Below are 16,081 nucleotides of genomic sequence, written 5' to 3' on the forward strand. Positions count from 1 at the left end.
GTCACTAGGGTCTCCTCAAACCTTCGTGCGGTAGATCACTCATTAGGGGTGGCAGCGAAGGTGCTGCCGAGTTGCGTTCTTCGGCGGCTCGAGGAAGAAGGAGCTCGCCTTCGTGGCGTCCCACCGTCGACCCAAGCAGCCGACCCGCGCTCGTGTGACCGTGCTCACCTCGGTCGCGGCCGCTGCCGTCGCCCTCACCGCGCAGAGCGCCTCCGCCGCGCCGGCGAAGCCGAGCAAGGACGAGGTCAAGTCCCAGGTCGACGCGCTCTACGAAGAGGCGGAGCAGGCCACCGAGAAGTTCAACGGCGCCAAGGAGCGCCAGGACAAGCTCGAGAAGGAGATAGCCCAGCTCCAGGATCAGGTCGCGCGCGGCCAGGGCGACCTCAACGACCTGCGCAGCACGCTCGGTTCGATGGCGAGCGCCCAGTACCGCAACGGCGGCATCGACCCCTCCCTCGGCCTCCTCCTCTCCGAGGACCCCGACAGCTACCTCGACAAGGCCTCCTCCCTGGAGCACTTGAGCGGCAAGCAGGTCGAGTCGGTCCAGCGGATCCAGGCCAAGCAGCGCACCCTCGCGCAGCAGCGTCAGGAGGCCGCCGGCAAGCTCGCCGACCTCGACGCCACGCGCAAGGAACTCGCCGAGAAGAAGAAGGCCTCGGCCGACAAGCTCGCCGAGGCCCAGGCCCTCCTCAACACGCTGACCGCGCAGGAGCGCTCCGCGCTCAAGGACGAGGAGTCCCGCGCCAGCCGCGCCGACAGCCAGCGCGTCGACCTCGGTGACGTGAAGGCCTCCGGCCGCGCCGGCGCCGCCCTCGCGGCCGCCAAGACGAAGCTGGGCTTCACCTACCAGTCCGGCGGCACCGGCCCCAACGTCTACGACTGCTCGGGCCTGACCCAGTGGGCGTACAAGCAGGCCGGCGTCAACATCAGCCGCACCACCTTCACCCAGGTGAACGACGGCACGCGCATCAGCCGCAGCCAGCTGCAGCCCGGTGACCTGGTCTTCTTCTACGGCGACCTGCACCACGTCGGCCTCTACGCCGGCAACAACATGACGCTGCACGCCTCGAACCCGCGCAGCGGCATCAAGTACGAGTCCATGGACAACATGCCGTTCCAGTTCGGCGTCCGGGTCGGCTGATCCGCTCCGCGCCCGGGTCCGGGACGCGCCGCACACCGCCCATCCGGGCGAATTCCCGGCCCGCCCTCTGACCACACGCCCCGCCGGTGACCTGCGTCTCCTGCGGGGCGTCGGCATGTGCGCCCTCCGACGGTCGTTGGTCGGTGCGTGGTCGCGCCGCTACTGTCTGCCAGCGCGGAACCCGGCACACGGCCGTCCACGGAGGGCGGACCCGGGCCCCGCACAGCGGAAGGGAGCGGTTTCACGTGGCGTCCCATCGCCGGGCCGGGCTCGGCAGCCTCGACCGGAACACGAAGGTCACCGTCCTCACCGCCGCCGCCGCGGCCACGGCCGCGGTCGCCATGACGGGGGTACCCGCGAGCGCGGCCCCCGGCCTCCCGCACGAACCCGGTGGCGCGGCGAGAACCGGCATCAGCGCCCAGGTCGACCGCCTCTTCGAGGAGGCCGAGCAGGCCACCGAGCGCTTCAACGACGCGGGCGAGAAGGCCGGCCGGCTGCGCGTCGAGGTCAACCGGGCCCAGGACGCGGTGGCCCGCGGCCAGGAGCGCATCAACGCCATGCGGGGAGTCCTCGGCACCTTCGCCGGGGCCCAGTACCGCAGCGGCGGCATCGACCCCGCCGTCGGGCTGATGCTCGCCGACGACCCCGACGCGTATCTGGAGCAGGCCGCCGCCCTCGACCGGCTGACCGGCCGCCAGGCCCGGCAGCTCGCCGAACTCCGCGAGGAGCAGCGCGAACTCGGCCAGGAGCGCCAGGAGGCCTCCAGCAAGCTCGCCGAACTCGACGCCCTGCGCTCCGACGTGGCCCGGCACAAGCGCTCCGTCACCGCGAAGCTCGCGGCGGCCCGGCGGCTGCTCAACGCCATGCCCTCCGAGGAGCGGGCCGACTACGAGCGCTCCTCGCGCTCCGGGGGCCGCTCCGAGGGAATGCCCGAGCTGCCCTCCTTCGGCCCGTCCTCGGGCCGCGCCGCGACCGCGGTGATGGCGGCCCGGGCCGCGGTCGGCAAGCCGTACGTATGGGGGTCCACCGGCCCCTCCGGTTTCGACTGCTCCGGGCTGATGGTCTGGTCGTACCGGCAGGCCGGCGTCTCGCTGCCGCGCACCTCGCAGGCCCAGCGGCACGCGGGCCGCCAGGTGCCGCTGTCGCAGGCCCGCCCCGGTGACCTGGTGACGTACCGCTCGGACGCCAGCCACGTCGGCATGTACGTCGGCAACGGCCAGGTGGTGCACGCCCCCTATCCGGGGGCCCGGGTCCGCTACGACCCCGTCGGGATGATGCCCGTCTCCTCGGTGACCCGCCCCTGACCCACCCGTGCGTACGATCGTCGGATGTCGCCCCTCCGCCGGTCCCTCCTACGCGTGCTGCCGCTCCTGCTGAGCGCGCTGCTCGCCGGGTGCGGGGTGCCCGCACCGCGGGACGCCGCCGAGCGGGACGTGCGGCAGGCCGTCGCAGACTGGGCGCGGACGCCGCCCGCACAGCTCGCCGGGATCCCGCTGGAGGGGTGGGCGTACGAGGTCTCCGCGGTCCGGCGCAGCGGTGGCGGGGCCACGGCCCGGGCGGAGCTGCGCTACCGGCTCGGCGGCTACGACGCGGCCGCGGCCGGCTCGGCGCGCGAGGTGCGCGTCGCCCGGGAGGACGGCCGGTGGCGGGTCACCGGGGACCGGGCGGCGCCGGGCGCGTTGCCGCAGCTGTGGGACCAGGGCCCGGTGGAGGTGGTCCGCGGGGCGCACTCCCTGGTGCTGGGCGTCGGGCAGGACGCCGGGACGCTGTCCGCGATCGCGGCGGAGGCCGACCGGGCGGTGCCCGCGGTGAGCGGTGCCTGGCCGGGCCCCTGGGCGGGGCGGGCGGTGGTACTGGTCCCGGGCTCCCTGGAGCGGATGGCGGAGCTGCTGGGCCGCCCGGCCGCCGAGTACCGGGGCATGGGGGCCGTCACGACCGGCCGGGTGGGCGCGGCTCCCGCCCCCGCCGACCGGGTCGTCGTCAACCCGGAGGGGTGGGCGCAGCTCAGTACGGCGGGCCGCCGGGTCGTCCTGACCCACGAGGTGACCCATGTGGCCACCCGGGCGGCGACCACCGCCACCACCCCGCTGTGGCTGTCCGAGGGCTTCGCGGACTGGGCGGCGTACCGCGGTACCCCCGCCACCCCGGAGCAGGCCGCTCCGGCGCTGGCCGGGGCCGTGCGGCGGGGCGAGGTGCCCCATGAGCTGCCGGGGCCGCAGGACTTCGCCTTCGGCGGTGACCCGGAGGCGCTGGCCCGGGCCTACGAGGGTGCCTGGATGGCCTGCCGGATGGTCGCGGGGCGCCGGGGCGAGGCGGCGCTCGTCGACCTGTACGGGAGGGCGGGGCGCGAGCCGTGGCCGGTGGCGGTGCGGGAAGCCCTCGGCGTCGATCCGGAGGGGCTGACGAAGGACTGGCAGGAGGACCTGCGGGAGCAGTTCCGCTGAGGGCGTCCGGTACGTTGTCAGCGATGCACAAGACGCTGATCGTGACCAACGACTTCCCGCCGCGACCGGGCGGCATCCAGGCCTTCCTGCACAACATGGCGCTTCGGCTGGATCCCGACCGGATCGTCGTCTACGCCTCCACGTGGAAGCACGGCGCGGAGGGCCGGGAGGCCACCGCGGCCTTCGACGCGGAGCAGCCGTTCCAGGTGGTCCGCGACCGTACGACGATGCTGCTGCCGACTCCGCGCGTGACGCGCCGGGCCGTCGGTCTGCTGCGCGAACACGGCTGCGAGTCCGTGTGGTTCGGGGCCGCGGCCCCGCTCGGGCTGATGGGCCCGGCGCTGCGGCGGGCGGGCGCGCGGCGGATCGTGGCGACCACCCACGGGCACGAGGCGGGCTGGGCCCAGCTGCCGGCCGCGCGGCAGTTGCTGCGGCGGATCGGCGAGGGCACCGACACGCTGACCTACCTGGGGGAGTACACGCGCTCGCGGATCGCCTCGGCGGTGACGGACCGGGCGGCGGCCCGGATGGTCCAACTCCCGCCGGGAGTGGACGAGAAGACCTTCCACCCCGGATCGGGCGGGCCGGAGGTCCGGGCCCGGCTCGGGCTGACGGACCGGCCGGTGGTCGTCTGCGTCTCGCGGCTGGTGCCGCGCAAGGGGCAGGACACGCTGATCGAGGCGATGCCGCGGATCCTGGCGGCGGTGCCGGACGCGGTGCTGCTGATCGTGGGCGGCGGGCCCTACGAGGCGGACCTGCGGGCGCTGGCCGTCCGGGCCGGGGTCTCGGAGTCCGTGGTCTTCACCGGCGCCGTCCCGTGGTCGGAGCTCGCGGCGCACTACGGCGCGGGGGACGTCTTCGCGATGCCGTGCCGGACCCGGCGGGGCGGCCTGGACGTGGAGGGCCTCGGCATCGTCTACCTGGAGGCCTCGGCCACGGGTCTGCCGGTGATCGCGGGCGACTCGGGCGGGGCGCCGGACGCGGTGCTGGACGGCGAGACGGGCTGGGTCGTCCGGGGCGGTTCCCCCGAGGAGGCGGCCGACCGGATCGTCACCCTGCTGAAGGATCCGGAACTGCGCCGCCGGATGGGCGAGCGGGGCCGTGAGTGGGTCGAGGAGAAGTGGCGCTGGGACCTCCTGGCGGAACGCCTGCGCGAGCTGCTCTGATTGCCGGGTGCCGCGCCGTTGCCGGGGGCCCTGCCCCCGGGCCTCCGCGCCTCGATCGCCGGCAAGAATCAGCCCCTCCGGCGTTTGAGGAGCGGGGTTCGGGGCGGAGCCCCGACGGCGGAGCCGCCGGCGACGGGCCGTGCAGCCACGCCTGACTGTCTCTCAGATGCCTGTCAAGACGGCGTCTGGCCGGAAGGCCGGATTCCGCCCATGATGCGGCCATGACATCCAACCTGACGCGCCGTCAACTCATGGGACTCGGCGCCCTCTCGACCGCCGCCGCGCTCGGCTTCACCCGGATCGGGGCGGCCTCCGCCGCAGCCGTGGAGCCCGCCGCCGCCCAGTACGCCCCCGCCATCGTCGTCGGCTCCGGCTACGGGTCCGCCGTCGCCGCGCTGCGCCTCGGGCAGGCGGGCGTGCGTACCGTCGTCCTGGAGATGGGCCGGCTCTGGGACACCCCCGGGGCCGACGGCAAGGTCTTCCCCTCCACCTCCGCGCCCGACCAGCGCTCCATGTGGTTCCGCAACCGCACCGAGGCCCCGCTCGCCCAGTTCCTCTGGCTCGACGTGGTCAACCGCGACATCAGCCCGTACCCCGGGGTCCTCGACCGCGTGAACTACGGCGACATGTCCGTGTACGTCGGCCGGGGGGTGGGCGGCGGATCGCTCGTCAACGGCGGTATGGCCCCCACGCCCCGCCGCTCGTACTTCTCCGAGGTGCTGCCCCAGGTCGACGCCGACGAGATGTACGGCACGTACTACCCGCGCGCCCGCGCCATGCTCGGGGTGAACGACATCGATCCGGCCTGGTTCGAATCCACCGAGTGGTACCGCTTCGCCCGGATCTCCCGCAAGCACGCCCAGAACACCGGCCTGAAGACCGTCTTCGTCCCCAACGTCTACGACTTCGCGTACATGAAGCGCGAGGCCGCCGGCACCGCCACCCGCTCGGCCCTGGCGGGCGAGGTCATCTACGGCAACAACCACGGCAAGAAGAGCGTCGACAAGACCTACCTCGCCGCCGCCATCGGCACCGGCAACGTCACCATCGAGACCATGCAGCGCGTGGTCGGCGTACGCCCCGACCCGGCCGGGGGGTACGTCCTGACGGTCCGCACCAGCGACATCACCGGACGGGTCACCCAGGTCCGCGAACTCGGCTGCAGGCAGCTCTTCCTCGGGGCCGGGAGCCTCGGGACCACCGAGATCCTGCTGCGGGCCCGCGAGAGGGGGACGCTGCCCGCGCTCAGCGACAGGGTCGGCCTCGGCTGGGGCCCCAACGGCAACGTCATGACCGCCCGCGCCAACCACCTGTGGGACACCGTCGGCTGCAACCAGGCCACCATGCCCGCGCTGGGCATCGACGACTGGGACAACGCCACGAACCCGGTCTTCGCAGAGATCGCCCCGCTCCCCATGGGCATCGAGCACTGGATCTCGATGTACCTGGCCATCACCAAGAACCGGGAACGCGGCCACTTCACCTACGACGCCGCCACCGACTCGGCCCGGCTCAACTGGCGGCGGGACCAGAACACGCCCTCGGTCAACGCCGCGAAGAACCTCTTCGACCGCATCAACCGGCGGAACTTCACGATCTACCGCTACGACCTCTTCGGCGACAACCGGCCCTTCGCGGACAACTTCACCTACCACCCGCTCGGCGGCTGCGTCCTCGGGGACGCCACCGACGTGTACGGGCGGGCCAAGGGCTACCAGGGGCTGTACGTGGTCGACGGCTCCCTGGTCCCCGGATCGCTCGGCGTGAACCCGTTCGTGACCATCACCGCCCTCGCGGAGCGGAACATGGCCCGGATCCTCGCCGAGGATCCCCGCTGACGCCCCGAAAGAGACGACCTAGCCGCGGTACAGCGCCTCGATCTCGTCCGCGAAGTCCTTCGCCACCACATTGCGCTTGAGCTTCAGCGACGGCGTGATGTGACCCGACTCCTCCGTGAACTGGGAGGGCAGAATGCGGAATTTCCGCACCGATTCCGCCTTGGAAACCGCCGCGTTGCCGTCATCCACGGCCTTCTGGACGGCGGCGATCAGGTCTGCGTCCTCACGCAGCTCCGCCGCCGTCACACCGGCCGGCTTGCCGTTCTCCGCGGCCCACCGGCCGAGGAACTCCTCGTCGATGGTGACCAGCGCCGCCACGAAGGGCCGCGCGTCGCCCACCACCATGCACTCCGCGACCAGCGCGTGCGCGCGGATCCGGTCCTCGATCACGGCCGGCGCGACGTTCTTGCCGCCCGCCGTGACGATGAGCTCCTTCTTGCGGCCGGTGATCGCGAGGTAGCCGTCCTCGTCGAGGGTGCCGACGTCGCCGGTGTGGAACCAGCCGTCGGTCAGCGCCTCGGCGGTCGCCGTCTCGTTCTTCCAGTACTCCTTGAAGATGTGCTCGCCGTGCAGCAGCACCTCGCCGTCGTCCGCGATGCGCACCACGGAGCCGGGCAGCGGCTGGCCGACCGTACCGATCTTCGTCTTGTCCCACGGGTTGAAGGCCGTGGCCGCACAGGACTCCGTCAGGCCGTAGCCCTCCAGCACCGTAAAGCCGATGCCGCGGAAGAAGTGGCCGAGCCGCTCGCCCAGCGGGGCGCCGCCGGAGATCGCGTACTCGCCGCGACCGCCGAGGACCGTGTGCAGCTTGCTGTAGACCAGCTTGGAGAACAGCTTGTGCTTCAGGCGCAGCCCCAGCGACGGGCCGCCCGGGGCGTCCAGCGCGCGGCTGTAGGCGATCGCCGTCTCCGCGGCGGCGTCGAAGATCTTGCCCTTGCCGTCGGCCTGGGCCTTGGCGCGCGCCGAGTTGTAGACCTTCTCGAAGACGCGCGGGACACCGAGGATCAGCGTGGGACGGAAGGACTGGAGCTCGTCCGTCAGGTTCTTGATGTCCGGTACGCAGCCCAGCCGGATCGGCGCCAGCACGGCCGCCACCTCCACCAGGCGCCCGAAGACGTGCGCGGCCGGCAGGAAGAGCAGCACGGAGCACTCGCCGGTGCGGAAGAGCGGGCTCAGGCGCTCCACCACGTTGCCGCACTCGGCGAAGAAGTTGCGGTGGGTCAGCACGCAGCCCTTGGGGCGGCCGGTGGTGCCCGAGGTGTAGACGATCGTGGCCGGGTCGTCGGCGTTCGCGTGGCTGCTGCGCTCCTCGACCTCGGCGTCGGAGATCTCCGCGCCTGCGGCCTTCAGCGTCTCCAGCGCGCCCTGCTCGATCTCCCAGACCTCGCGCAGCTCCGGAAGCCGGTCGCGCAGCGAGGCCACGGACGCGCTGTGCGCCGGGCTCTCCACGATGACGGCGACGGCGCCGGAGTCTCCGAGGATCCACTGGACCTGCTCGGGGGAGCTGGTCTCGTACACGGGGACGGTGACGCCGCCCGCGCTCCAGATCGCGAAGTCGAACAGCACCCACTCGTAGCGGGTGCGGGAAATGAGGGCGACCCGGTCGCCGGGCCGGATGCCGGCCGCGACGAGGCCCTTGGCCGCGGCCCGGACCTCGGCGAGGAACTCGGTCGCGGTCACGTCCTGCCACCGGCCGTCGACCTTGCGGCTCATGACGGCGGTGTCTGGATGCTGAGCGGCGTTGCGGCGGATGAGATCCGTCAGGTTCCCGTCCGACGGGACCTCGTACAGGGCCGGAAGGCTGAACTCGCGCAAGACTGCTGCTCCTCTGGGCGCCATCGCCACCATGTGGACCGACCGGACGTTACCCACCGGTAGTGGGTTCCGGATAGGGGGAACCGGCCAGATGTTCCGTGCGTCACATTCTGTACCTACCCCGTCTCACCCTTACGCGCCGACATTAGTCGACCCCCCTTGCGACTCGGAAGTAACCGCAGGTCCGACCACCTCTCCCACCCCCTCTACCCGCCGTCACCAGGCAGCCCTAGGGTGGTCGGCATGGGTGGCAGCATGCGGGGAGCGCAGTTCGGTACGAGCGGATCAGGCCGCACCCGCGTCCACGTCGTCAGCGACGTGCACGGCAACACCGAGGCCCTCGCCCGCGCCGGCGACGGCGCGGACGCCCTGATCTGCCTCGGCGACCTCGTGCTCTTCCTCGACTACGCCGACCACTCGCGCGGGATCTTCCCCGACCTGTTCGGCGTCGAGAACGCCGACCGGATCGTCGAGCTGCGCACCGCGCGCCGCTTCGCGGAGGCCCACGCCTTCGGCCGGCAGCTGTGGACCGGCCTGGACCGGGAGTCCCTGATCGAGGGGGCCGTGCGCCGCCAGTACGCGCAGATGTTCGCCGCCTTCCCCACCCCCACGTACGCCACCTACGGCAACGTCGACATCCCGGGTCTGTGGCCCGAGTACGCCGCCCGCGACGGCATCACCGTGCTCGACGGGCAGCGCGTCGAGATCGGCGGCCGCGTCTTCGGCTTCGTCGGCGGCGGACTGCCCTCCCCGATGCGGACCCCGTACGAGGTGGACGTGGAGGAGTACGCCGCCAAGGTCGAGGCCCTCGGAGAGGTGGACGTGCTCTGCTCGCACATCCCGCCCGAGGTGCCCGAGCTCTGCTACGACACCGTCGCCCGGCGCTTCGAACGCGGCAGCGAGGCCCTGCTCGCCGCCATCCGCCGCACCCGCCCCCGCTACGCCCTCTTCGGACACGTCCACCAGCCGCTCGCCCGCCGCATGCGCATCGGGAACACCGAGTGCGTGAACGTGGGCCACTTCGCGGCGACCGGCCGGCCCTGGGTCCTCGAATGGTAGGGATCAAGCCGCTTCACGGCGGGCTCCGGCAGGGTGCGGGAGGCACTGGAGTGGCGACGTCCACACGCGCGGTAGCCTTCACGCGGCGGCCCCAGGCCGCACACATCCTCGAACTCCCCCAGCTGCCGCTGGGAGGTACCACCCCCAGCCCGGAGGAGCGACCGCGATGGCGGAACACACCAGCTCAAGCATCACGATCGAGGCTGCGCCCACCGACGTGATGGCCGTGATCGCCGACTTCGCCCGTTACCCCGAGTGGACCGGCGAGGTGAAGGAGGCCGAGGTGCTGGCCACCGACGCCGAGGGGCGGGCCGAGAAGGTGCGCCTGCTGCTCGACGCGGGCGCGATCAAGGACGACCACACCCTCGCCTACGCCTGGAAGGGCACGGACGAGGTCAGCTGGACCCTGGACAAGTCCCAGATGCTGCGCCAGCTGGACGGCTCGTACCGGCTGACCGCCATCGACGGCGGCAAGCGCACCGAGGTGACCTACCAGCTGACCGTGGACGTCAAGATCCCCATGCTCGGCATGATCAAGCGCAAGGCCGAGAAGGTCATCATCGACCGGGCGCTCGCGGGCCTGAAGAAGCGCGTCGAGACCGTCTGACCCCGCTTCCCCGCTTCCCCCGCTTTCCGCACACCGGAGCACCCGCACCATGCACACCTTGCTGATCACCGGCCCCGGCGGGGCCGGGCGGACCACCGTGGCGGCGGCCACCGCCCTCGCCGCGGCCCGCCGCGGGCGGCGGGTGCTGCTGCTCTCCGGCGACATCGGCGACCCGCTCGCCGCCCTGGTCGGTGACCCGGCCGCGGCCGGGCTGCGGGTGGCCCGGGTGGACTCCGGCGAGGAGTTCCGCGAAGAACTCGTCGCCCTCCAGCAGCGCGGATCCGCCCTGCTCGGCATGGTCGGGGCCCGGCCACTGGGCGCCGAGGAGATCACCGAACTGCCCGGCGCCGAGCAGTTCGCCCTGCTCCGCGCCCTGCGGCGGGCCGCCGCCGCGCCCGGCACCGACCTCGTCGTCGTCGACATGCCGCCGCTCCACCAGACCGTGGCCACCCTCGCCCTCCCCGCCCAGCTGCGCCGCTACCTCGCCCGGCTGCTCCCGGCCGAGAGGCAGGCCGCCCGCGCCCTGCGGCCCGTACTGGCCCAGCTGGCCGGCGTACCCATGCCCGCGCAGTGGCTCTACGAGACCGCCGCCCGCTGGGACGAGGAGCTGGCCGCCGTCCAGGCCGTCGTCGAGGCCGACACCACCGAGCTGCGGCTGGTCGCCGAACCGGGCCCGGCCGCCGCCGACGCGCTGCGCCTCGGCCGGCTCGGGCTCGCCCTCCAGCAGCTGCCCGTCTCCGCCCTCGTGGCCAACCGCACCGTGCCGACGGAATCCGCCGACCCCTGGCTGGCCGGGCTCGCCGCCCAGCAGCAGAAGTACGCCGCCGAGTGGGCCGAGGAGCTCCCGGTGGTGGCCCTCGACCACCTCGGCCGCGACCCGCGCGGCCCGCAGGACCTGGAGCGGCTCGCCGACACCGACGCCCTCGTGCCCGCGGCGCCCGCACCCCGCCGGGCCTGGGCCGTCGAGGACCGGCTCGCGGAGGACGGGGTGCTCGTCTGGGTGGTACCACTGCCCGGCGCGCACAAGCGGGACCTCGACCTCGTCCGCCGCGGCGACGAGCTGCTGCTCACGGCCGGCCCCCACCGCAGGATCGTTCCGCTCCCCGGGGCGCTGCGCCGCTGCACCGTCTCCGGCGCCGCCCTCGCCGAGGGGGAACTGCGCATCCGCTTCACCCCGGACCCGGGACTGTGGCCCCGTACGCAATGAACCGCGTACCCCCGTTCGGGTACCGTCGAAGGTAGCCAGTACCGCACGTCCAGCAGCCGCCGCAGGAGAGAGTCCGCCATGAGCGAGGCCACCGACCGCCCCACCGACGACGACGCCTGGGCCAGGGCCTGCGCCGAGGACCTCGCCGCGGAGAAGGAGCGCCTGCGCGGACAGGGCCAGGCCGGAGCCGGTGGCACCGGTACCGCCGCCGAGGAGCTGTTCAAGCTCTTCGAAGCCGTCGCCGACAAGGTCTCCGGGCTGAACAACCCGCTGTTCGGCGTGGCCGCACAGGGTGCGGTGCGCCAGATCGTCGACCAGGCCAAGACCGCCGCCAAGCCCGTCATCGAGCGCAACCCGGAGGTCTTCGACCACCTCGCGGCCGCCGGCTCCGAACTGCTCGCCGCCTACCGCTCTGCCGTCGAGGGCCACGAGCGCCGCTGGACCCGGGACGAGCCCCCGGCCCCCCGGAAGGCCTCCCACGACCACGACCCCCGCGACGACGGCCCCGACGACGGCCCCTCCGAGCGGATCGATCTCGACTGAAGCTCCGGAAGCCTCGGGTACCGTTGGCCGTGGCGGGGTTTGACCGGAAACCGAGGGACTAATGGGACTCACCATCGGCGTCGACATCGGCGGCACGAAGATCGCGGCCGGCGTGGTCGACGAAGAGGGCACGATCCTTGAGACGTACAAGGTGCCCACCCCGCCGACCGCGGACGGAGTGACGGAGGCCATCTGCGCCGCCGTTTCCGAGGTCAGCAGCAACCACACCATCGAGGCCGTCGGCATCGGCGCCGCCGGATACGTGGACGACAAGCGCGCGACCGTGCTCTTCGCGCCCAACATCAACTGGCGGCACGAGCCGCTCAAGGACAAGGTCGAGCAGCGCATCGGCCTGCCCGTCGTCGTCGAGAACGACGCGAACTGCGCCGCCTGGGGCGAGTACCGCTTCGGCGCGGGCCAGGGCCACGAGGACGTCATCTGCATCACGCTCGGCACCGGCCTCGGCGGCGGCATCATCATCGGCAACAAGCTGCGGCGCGGACGCTTCGGCGTCGCCGCCGAGTTCGGCCACATCCGGGTCGTACCGGACGGGCTGCTGTGCGGCTGCGGCAGCCAGGGCTGCTGGGAGCAGTACGCCTCCGGGCGCGCGCTCGTCCGGTACGCGAAGCAGCGCGCCAACGCCACCCCCGAGAACGCGACGATCCTCCTCTCGCTCGGCGACGGCACCCCCGAGGGCATCGAGGGCAAGCACATCAGCGAGGCCGCCCGGCAGGGCGACCTGGTGGCCATCGACGCCTTCCGCGAGCTGGCCCGCTGGGCCGGCGCCGGCCTGGCCGACCTGGCCTCGCTGTTCGACCCGTCCGCGTTCATCGTCGGCGGCGGGGTCTCCGACGAGGGCGACCTCGTTCTCGACCCGATCCGCAAGTCCTTCAAGCGCTGGCTGGTGGGCGGCGCCTGGCGGCCGCACGCCCAGGTCCTCGCCGCACAGCTCGGCGGCAAGGCCGGACTCGTAGGCGCTGCCGACCTGGCCCGCCAGGGCTGAGCACCTCCCGCTGCATTCCACGCCGGCCGCCCGCCGCGCCCCTTGGGGGAGCGGCGGGCGGCTGCGTATCTTGCGGGCATGGACCAGCTGCCGAAGTCCCGTACGGAGCCCGACGGTTCTGCCGTGATCCGGGTACTCAGCTACAACATCCGCTCGCTGCGCGACGACGAGGAGGCGCTGGCCCGGGTCATCCGGGCGTGCGAGCCCGACCTCGTTCTCGCACAGGAGGCCCCTCGGTTCTTCCGGTGGCGCAAACACGCGGCGCGCCTGGCGGCCAAATGCGACCTGGTGGTGCTGGGCGGGGGCGCGACGGCGGCCGGCCCGCTGCTGCTGTGCTCGCTGCGGGTCTTCGTGGAGCGCACGCAGGACGTGCTGCTGCCGCGCACGCCCGGCCTGCACCGCCGGGGCTTCGCGACGGCGGTGGTCCGGGTCGGAGGCGTCCGGGTGGGCCTGGCCTCCCTGCACCTGTCGCTGCAGGCCGCGGAGCGGCGGGCCCACGCGGAGCTGCTGCTGGACCGGCTGGCCGGGCTGGACGTGCCGTACGCGATCGCCGCGGGCGACCTGAACGAGGGCCCGGACGGGCCGGCGTACGGGAGGCTGGCCGCCGAGCTCCAGGACTGCCGGGCGGTGGCCCCGTGGGGCGGCGGACCGACCTTCCCGGCGGCGGCGCCGGAGCGGCGCATCGACGCCGTGTTCGCCTCGAAGGGGGTGGAGGTACTGGCCTGCGGGGTCCCTGCGGGGCTGCCGGGGGTCCTCGCCGAGGACCTGCGGTCGGCGACGGACCACCTGCCGGTGCTGGCGGCCCTGCGCCTCGCGGCTGCGCCGTAGCCCGGCGGTCCCGTACCCCGGGTGCGGCGCCGTTGCCGGGGGCGCTGCCCCCGGACCCCCGCGCCTCGAACGCCGGCGGGGCTGAATATGCCGGCGGGGCCGAGTTCAGCCCCGCCGGCGGTCAGACGACCGCGCCGCGGCCCGGGTCGTCGTCGTCCTCGTCGTCGTGCGCCATGCGCGCCACCAGCGTCGCGAAGCCGCCCAGGAAGCCGCCGATGCCCAGCGTCGTCAGCCACCAGGTCATCTCCCACTGCAGGAGCACCGCCAGCAGGAGCAGCACCGGGCCGCCGACCACCGCCAGCCACGCGAACTTCGACGTCGTGTCCGCGGGCGGGAGCTCCGGCTCCGGCGGAACGAAGTGGCCCTCCTCGGCCGGGGACAGGTCGTCGTCCTTCGGCTCCACCAGTGAATGGTCCCGGGGGCCCGTCATGCCCACGCCCGGGGCGAAGACGACGGAGCTGCCCAGTGCCACCGGCGGCTCCGGTTCCGCCTCCTTGGCCGGTTTGGCCGGCTCCTTGGCCGACTCCGGTTCCGGCCCGGGCTCCGGCTCGGGCAGCGGTTTCACGTCCTCCTCCGGCAGGAGGAGGTTCTCGATCGGCTTGAACGGCCGGGCCCCCGGCGGGTCCGGCGGCTCCTGCCCGTACCCGGCGACGATCGCCGCCCACGCCGCTTCCTCGTCCAGCGGGGGCACCCCGCCGGACTGCTCCTCGTGCTCAGCCACCGGCCTGCGCCCCCTCCCTGCCCACGCTCTCCGCCAGTCGGCCGATGAACGCATAGCTGTCCGCGAAGATCCGCTCCGCGTCATGGTCCAACGTCGCGACGTGGTAGCTCTGTTCCAGCAGGGTCTCGGTGACATCCGTGGAGGAGACCCGGGCCAGTACCCGTGCGGAGTCGACGGGCGGTACGACATGGTCCTGCGGGCTGTGCAGCAGCAGCATCGGCTGCGTGACCTGCGGCAGCTCGGCGTCGACCAGCTGCAGGAACTTCTTCAGCGAGTGCGCGGCCCGGGTCGGGACCCGGTCGTAGCCGACCTCCTCCGAGCCCGGCTTCGCGATGTCGCTCGCGATGCCCGGGGTGGACCGGATGAAGTGCTTGGTCACCGGAAGGGTCACGGCCAGCGGGTCGTGCACCTTGTTGGCCGGGTTGACGAGCACGATGCCGCTGATGGCGTCCCCGTGCTTGGCCGCCAGCCGCAGGGTCAGCGCCCCGCCCATCGACAGCCCGAAGACGAACACCTGCTCGCACCGGTCCAGCAGTTCCCGCAGGGCGCGGTCCACCTCGGCGTACCAGTCCTGCCAGCCCGTGAGCTGCATGTCCTGCCAGCGCGTCCCGTGTCCGGGCAGCAGCGGCAGCGACACCGTGAGGCCCCGCCCGGCGAGATAGTCGGCCCAGGGGCGCAGCGACTGCGGGGAACCGGTGAAGCCGTGGCAGAGGAGGACGCCGACCTCTCCGCCCTCGTGGCGGAACGGCTCGGCTCCAGGGAGGACGGGCACCAGGGTCTCCTTGATCATGATGTACGTCGGGTGGGTGCGTTGCTCTGTGTGACTTCACCGTACGCGACCGGGGTGGTACCGGCCAGGGTCGTCGGGTCCCTGCCGGTGTGGGCACGGGATATGGTCTGTTCGACAGACACAGGAAGGCTTTCGAGTTGATCTACGGCGCAATGAAGTTCTCGATCGGCGGTTCACTGAAACTTGCTTTCAGGCCGTGGGTGGAGGGCCTCGAGAACGTTCCCGCCGAGGGGCCGGCGATCCTCGCGAGCAACCACCTGTCCTTCTCCGACTCGCTGTTCCTCCCGGCCGTGCTGGACCGCAAGGTCACCTTCATCGCCAAGGCGGAGTACTTCACCTCCCCGGGGGTCAAGGGCAGGCTGACGGCCGCCTTCTTCAAGGGCGTCGGTCAGCTTCCGGTGGACCGCTCCGGCGCCCGCGGGGCCGGCGAGGCCGCCATCAGGAGCGGCATCGAGGTCATCGAACGCGGGGAGCTGTTCGGTATTTACCCCGAGGGCACGCGTTCACCCGACGGACGCCTGTACCGCGGCAAGCCCGGCGGTCTGGCCCGGGTGGCCCTGGCCACCGGTGCGCCCGTGATCCCCGTCGCGATGATCGACACGGAGAAGATCCAGCCGCCCGGCAAGGTGATCCCCAAGCTGATGCGTCCGGGCATCCGGATCGGCAAGCCGCTGGACTTCAGCCGCTACCACGGCATGGACAACGACCGCTTCATCCTCCGCTCGGTGACCGACGAGGTCATGTACGAGATCATGAAGCTCTCCGGCCAGGAGTACGTCGACATCTACGCGACGGCGGCCAAGCGCCAGATCGCCGACGCCGAGAAGGCCGCCAAGGCCGAGAAGTCGGAGAAGCCGGAAAAGGGCGAACAGGCCGGCGGCACGTCGCAGTAGCCGGGCGCGGGCGGTACCGCCCGCGG

15 protein-coding genes are annotated in these 16,081 nt (G+C 72.8%); 12 read left to right on the top strand and 3 right to left on the bottom strand.

What is annotated here, in order from left to right; all coding sequences use genetic code 11:
• Nucleotides 1–112: 112 nt before the first annotated feature.
• From OG373_RS27870 to OG373_RS27890, 5 genes are all read left to right on the top strand, one after another.
• A complete protein-coding gene (locus tag OG373_RS27870; RefSeq protein ID WP_189963599.1) occupies nucleotides 113–1,141 on the top strand; it encodes a C40 family peptidase in 1,029 nt (342 codons plus the stop codon).
• 245 nt (nucleotides 1,142–1,386) lie between these two features.
• Entirely contained in the window at nucleotides 1,387–2,445 is a 1,059-nt protein-coding gene (locus OG373_RS27875; RefSeq protein ID WP_405441046.1) for an NlpC/P60 family protein, read from the top strand.
• A gap of 24 nt (nucleotides 2,446–2,469) precedes the next feature.
• A complete protein-coding gene (locus OG373_RS27880) occupies nucleotides 2,470–3,585 on the top strand; it encodes a hypothetical protein (protein ID WP_405441048.1) in 1,116 nt (371 codons plus the stop codon).
• Between the two features lie 23 nt (nucleotides 3,586–3,608).
• Nucleotides 3,609–4,751: a glycosyltransferase family 4 protein gene (locus tag OG373_RS27885; protein WP_405441050.1), complete on the top strand. Its 1,143-nt coding sequence runs from the start codon at nucleotides 3,609–3,611 to the stop codon at nucleotides 4,749–4,751.
• Nucleotides 4,752–4,972: 221 nt separating this feature from the next.
• Nucleotides 4,973–6,589 carry a GMC oxidoreductase gene (locus OG373_RS27890; protein ID WP_405441052.1) on the top strand — a complete coding sequence of 539 codons (1,617 nt, stop codon included), beginning with the start codon at nucleotides 4,973–4,975 and terminating at the stop codon, nucleotides 6,587–6,589.
• An 18-nt stretch (nucleotides 6,590–6,607) separates the two neighbouring features.
• Here OG373_RS27890 and OG373_RS27895 read toward each other — a convergent pair whose 3' ends face one another.
• Nucleotides 6,608–8,404 carry an AMP-dependent synthetase/ligase gene (locus tag OG373_RS27895; RefSeq protein WP_405441053.1) on the bottom strand — a complete coding sequence of 599 codons (1,797 nt, stop codon included), beginning with the start codon at nucleotides 8,402–8,404 and terminating at the stop codon, nucleotides 6,608–6,610.
• 243 nt (nucleotides 8,405–8,647) lie between these two features.
• On the opposite strand from OG373_RS27895, the gene OG373_RS27900 reads away from it, so the two are divergent.
• The 6 genes from OG373_RS27900 to OG373_RS27925 all read left to right on the top strand — a co-directional run bounded on the left by OG373_RS27900 (nucleotide 8,648) and on the right by OG373_RS27925 (nucleotide 13,651).
• Complete coding sequence (locus OG373_RS27900) at nucleotides 8,648–9,463, top strand: metallophosphoesterase (protein WP_397737413.1); 816 nt, start codon at nucleotides 8,648–8,650, stop codon at nucleotides 9,461–9,463.
• A gap of 166 nt (nucleotides 9,464–9,629) precedes the next feature.
• Nucleotides 9,630–10,070, top strand: a complete 441-nt coding sequence (locus OG373_RS27905; protein WP_405441055.1) for an SRPBCC family protein — start codon at nucleotides 9,630–9,632, stop codon at nucleotides 10,068–10,070.
• 49 nt (nucleotides 10,071–10,119) lie between these two features.
• On the top strand, nucleotides 10,120–11,277 hold the full coding sequence (locus OG373_RS27910) for an ArsA-related P-loop ATPase (RefSeq protein WP_405441057.1): 1,158 nt from the start codon (nucleotides 10,120–10,122) through the stop codon (nucleotides 11,275–11,277).
• Nucleotides 11,278–11,355: 78 nt separating this feature from the next.
• Nucleotides 11,356–11,820: a DUF5304 domain-containing protein gene (locus OG373_RS27915; protein ID WP_397737419.1), complete on the top strand. Its 465-nt coding sequence runs from the start codon at nucleotides 11,356–11,358 to the stop codon at nucleotides 11,818–11,820.
• Between the two features lie 61 nt (nucleotides 11,821–11,881).
• Complete coding sequence (locus tag OG373_RS27920; RefSeq protein ID WP_385184466.1) at nucleotides 11,882–12,823, top strand: ROK family glucokinase; 942 nt, start codon at nucleotides 11,882–11,884, stop codon at nucleotides 12,821–12,823.
• Between the two features lie 78 nt (nucleotides 12,824–12,901).
• A complete protein-coding gene (locus OG373_RS27925; RefSeq protein WP_405441059.1) occupies nucleotides 12,902–13,651 on the top strand; it encodes an endonuclease/exonuclease/phosphatase family protein in 750 nt (249 codons plus the stop codon).
• 121 nt (nucleotides 13,652–13,772) lie between these two features.
• Here OG373_RS27925 and OG373_RS27930 read toward each other — a convergent pair whose 3' ends face one another.
• Nucleotides 13,773–14,372: a hypothetical protein gene (locus OG373_RS27930; RefSeq protein ID WP_405441060.1), complete on the bottom strand. Its 600-nt coding sequence runs from the start codon at nucleotides 14,370–14,372 to the stop codon at nucleotides 13,773–13,775.
• The gene (locus OG373_RS27935; protein ID WP_397737425.1) at nucleotides 14,365–15,144 is read right to left on the bottom strand and encodes an alpha/beta hydrolase; all 780 of its coding nucleotides are present in this window, start codon (nucleotides 15,142–15,144) and stop codon (nucleotides 14,365–14,367) included. Before OG373_RS27935 ends, OG373_RS27930 begins: the two co-directional genes overlap by 8 nt.
• 170 nt (nucleotides 15,145–15,314) lie before the next feature.
• Here OG373_RS27935 and OG373_RS27940 point away from each other — a divergent pair, with 170 nt between their 5' ends.
• Nucleotides 15,315–16,055 (top strand): lysophospholipid acyltransferase family protein, encoded by a 741-nt coding sequence (locus tag OG373_RS27940; protein WP_397737552.1) that lies wholly within the window; start codon nucleotides 15,315–15,317, stop codon nucleotides 16,053–16,055.
• Nucleotides 16,056–16,081 lie beyond the last annotated feature (26 nt).

This window comes from Streptomyces avidinii (assembly GCF_045161815.1).
Classification (GTDB): Bacteria; Actinomycetota; Actinomycetes; order Streptomycetales; family Streptomycetaceae; genus Streptomyces; species Streptomyces avidinii.

Coding starts and splice junctions, on each gene's coding strand:
- OG373_RS27880 (WP_405441048.1), top strand. CDS start 2,470: ATGTCGCCCCTCCGCCGGTCCCTCCTACGCGTGCTGCCGCTCCTGCTG.
- OG373_RS27905 (WP_405441055.1), top strand. CDS start 9,630: ATGGCGGAACACACCAGCTCAAGCATCACGATCGAGGCTGCGCCCACC.
- OG373_RS27890 (WP_405441052.1), top strand. CDS start 4,973: ATGACATCCAACCTGACGCGCCGTCAACTCATGGGACTCGGCGCCCTC.
- OG373_RS27925 (WP_405441059.1), top strand. CDS start 12,902: ATGGACCAGCTGCCGAAGTCCCGTACGGAGCCCGACGGTTCTGCCGTG.
- OG373_RS27915 (WP_397737419.1), top strand. CDS start 11,356: ATGAGCGAGGCCACCGACCGCCCCACCGACGACGACGCCTGGGCCAGG.
- OG373_RS27940 (WP_397737552.1), top strand. CDS start 15,315: ATGAAGTTCTCGATCGGCGGTTCACTGAAACTTGCTTTCAGGCCGTGG.
- OG373_RS27885 (WP_405441050.1), top strand. CDS start 3,609: ATGCACAAGACGCTGATCGTGACCAACGACTTCCCGCCGCGACCGGGC.
- OG373_RS27920 (WP_385184466.1), top strand. CDS start 11,882: ATGGGACTCACCATCGGCGTCGACATCGGCGGCACGAAGATCGCGGCC.
- OG373_RS27910 (WP_405441057.1), top strand. CDS start 10,120: ATGCACACCTTGCTGATCACCGGCCCCGGCGGGGCCGGGCGGACCACC.
- OG373_RS27900 (WP_397737413.1), top strand. CDS start 8,648: ATGGGTGGCAGCATGCGGGGAGCGCAGTTCGGTACGAGCGGATCAGGC.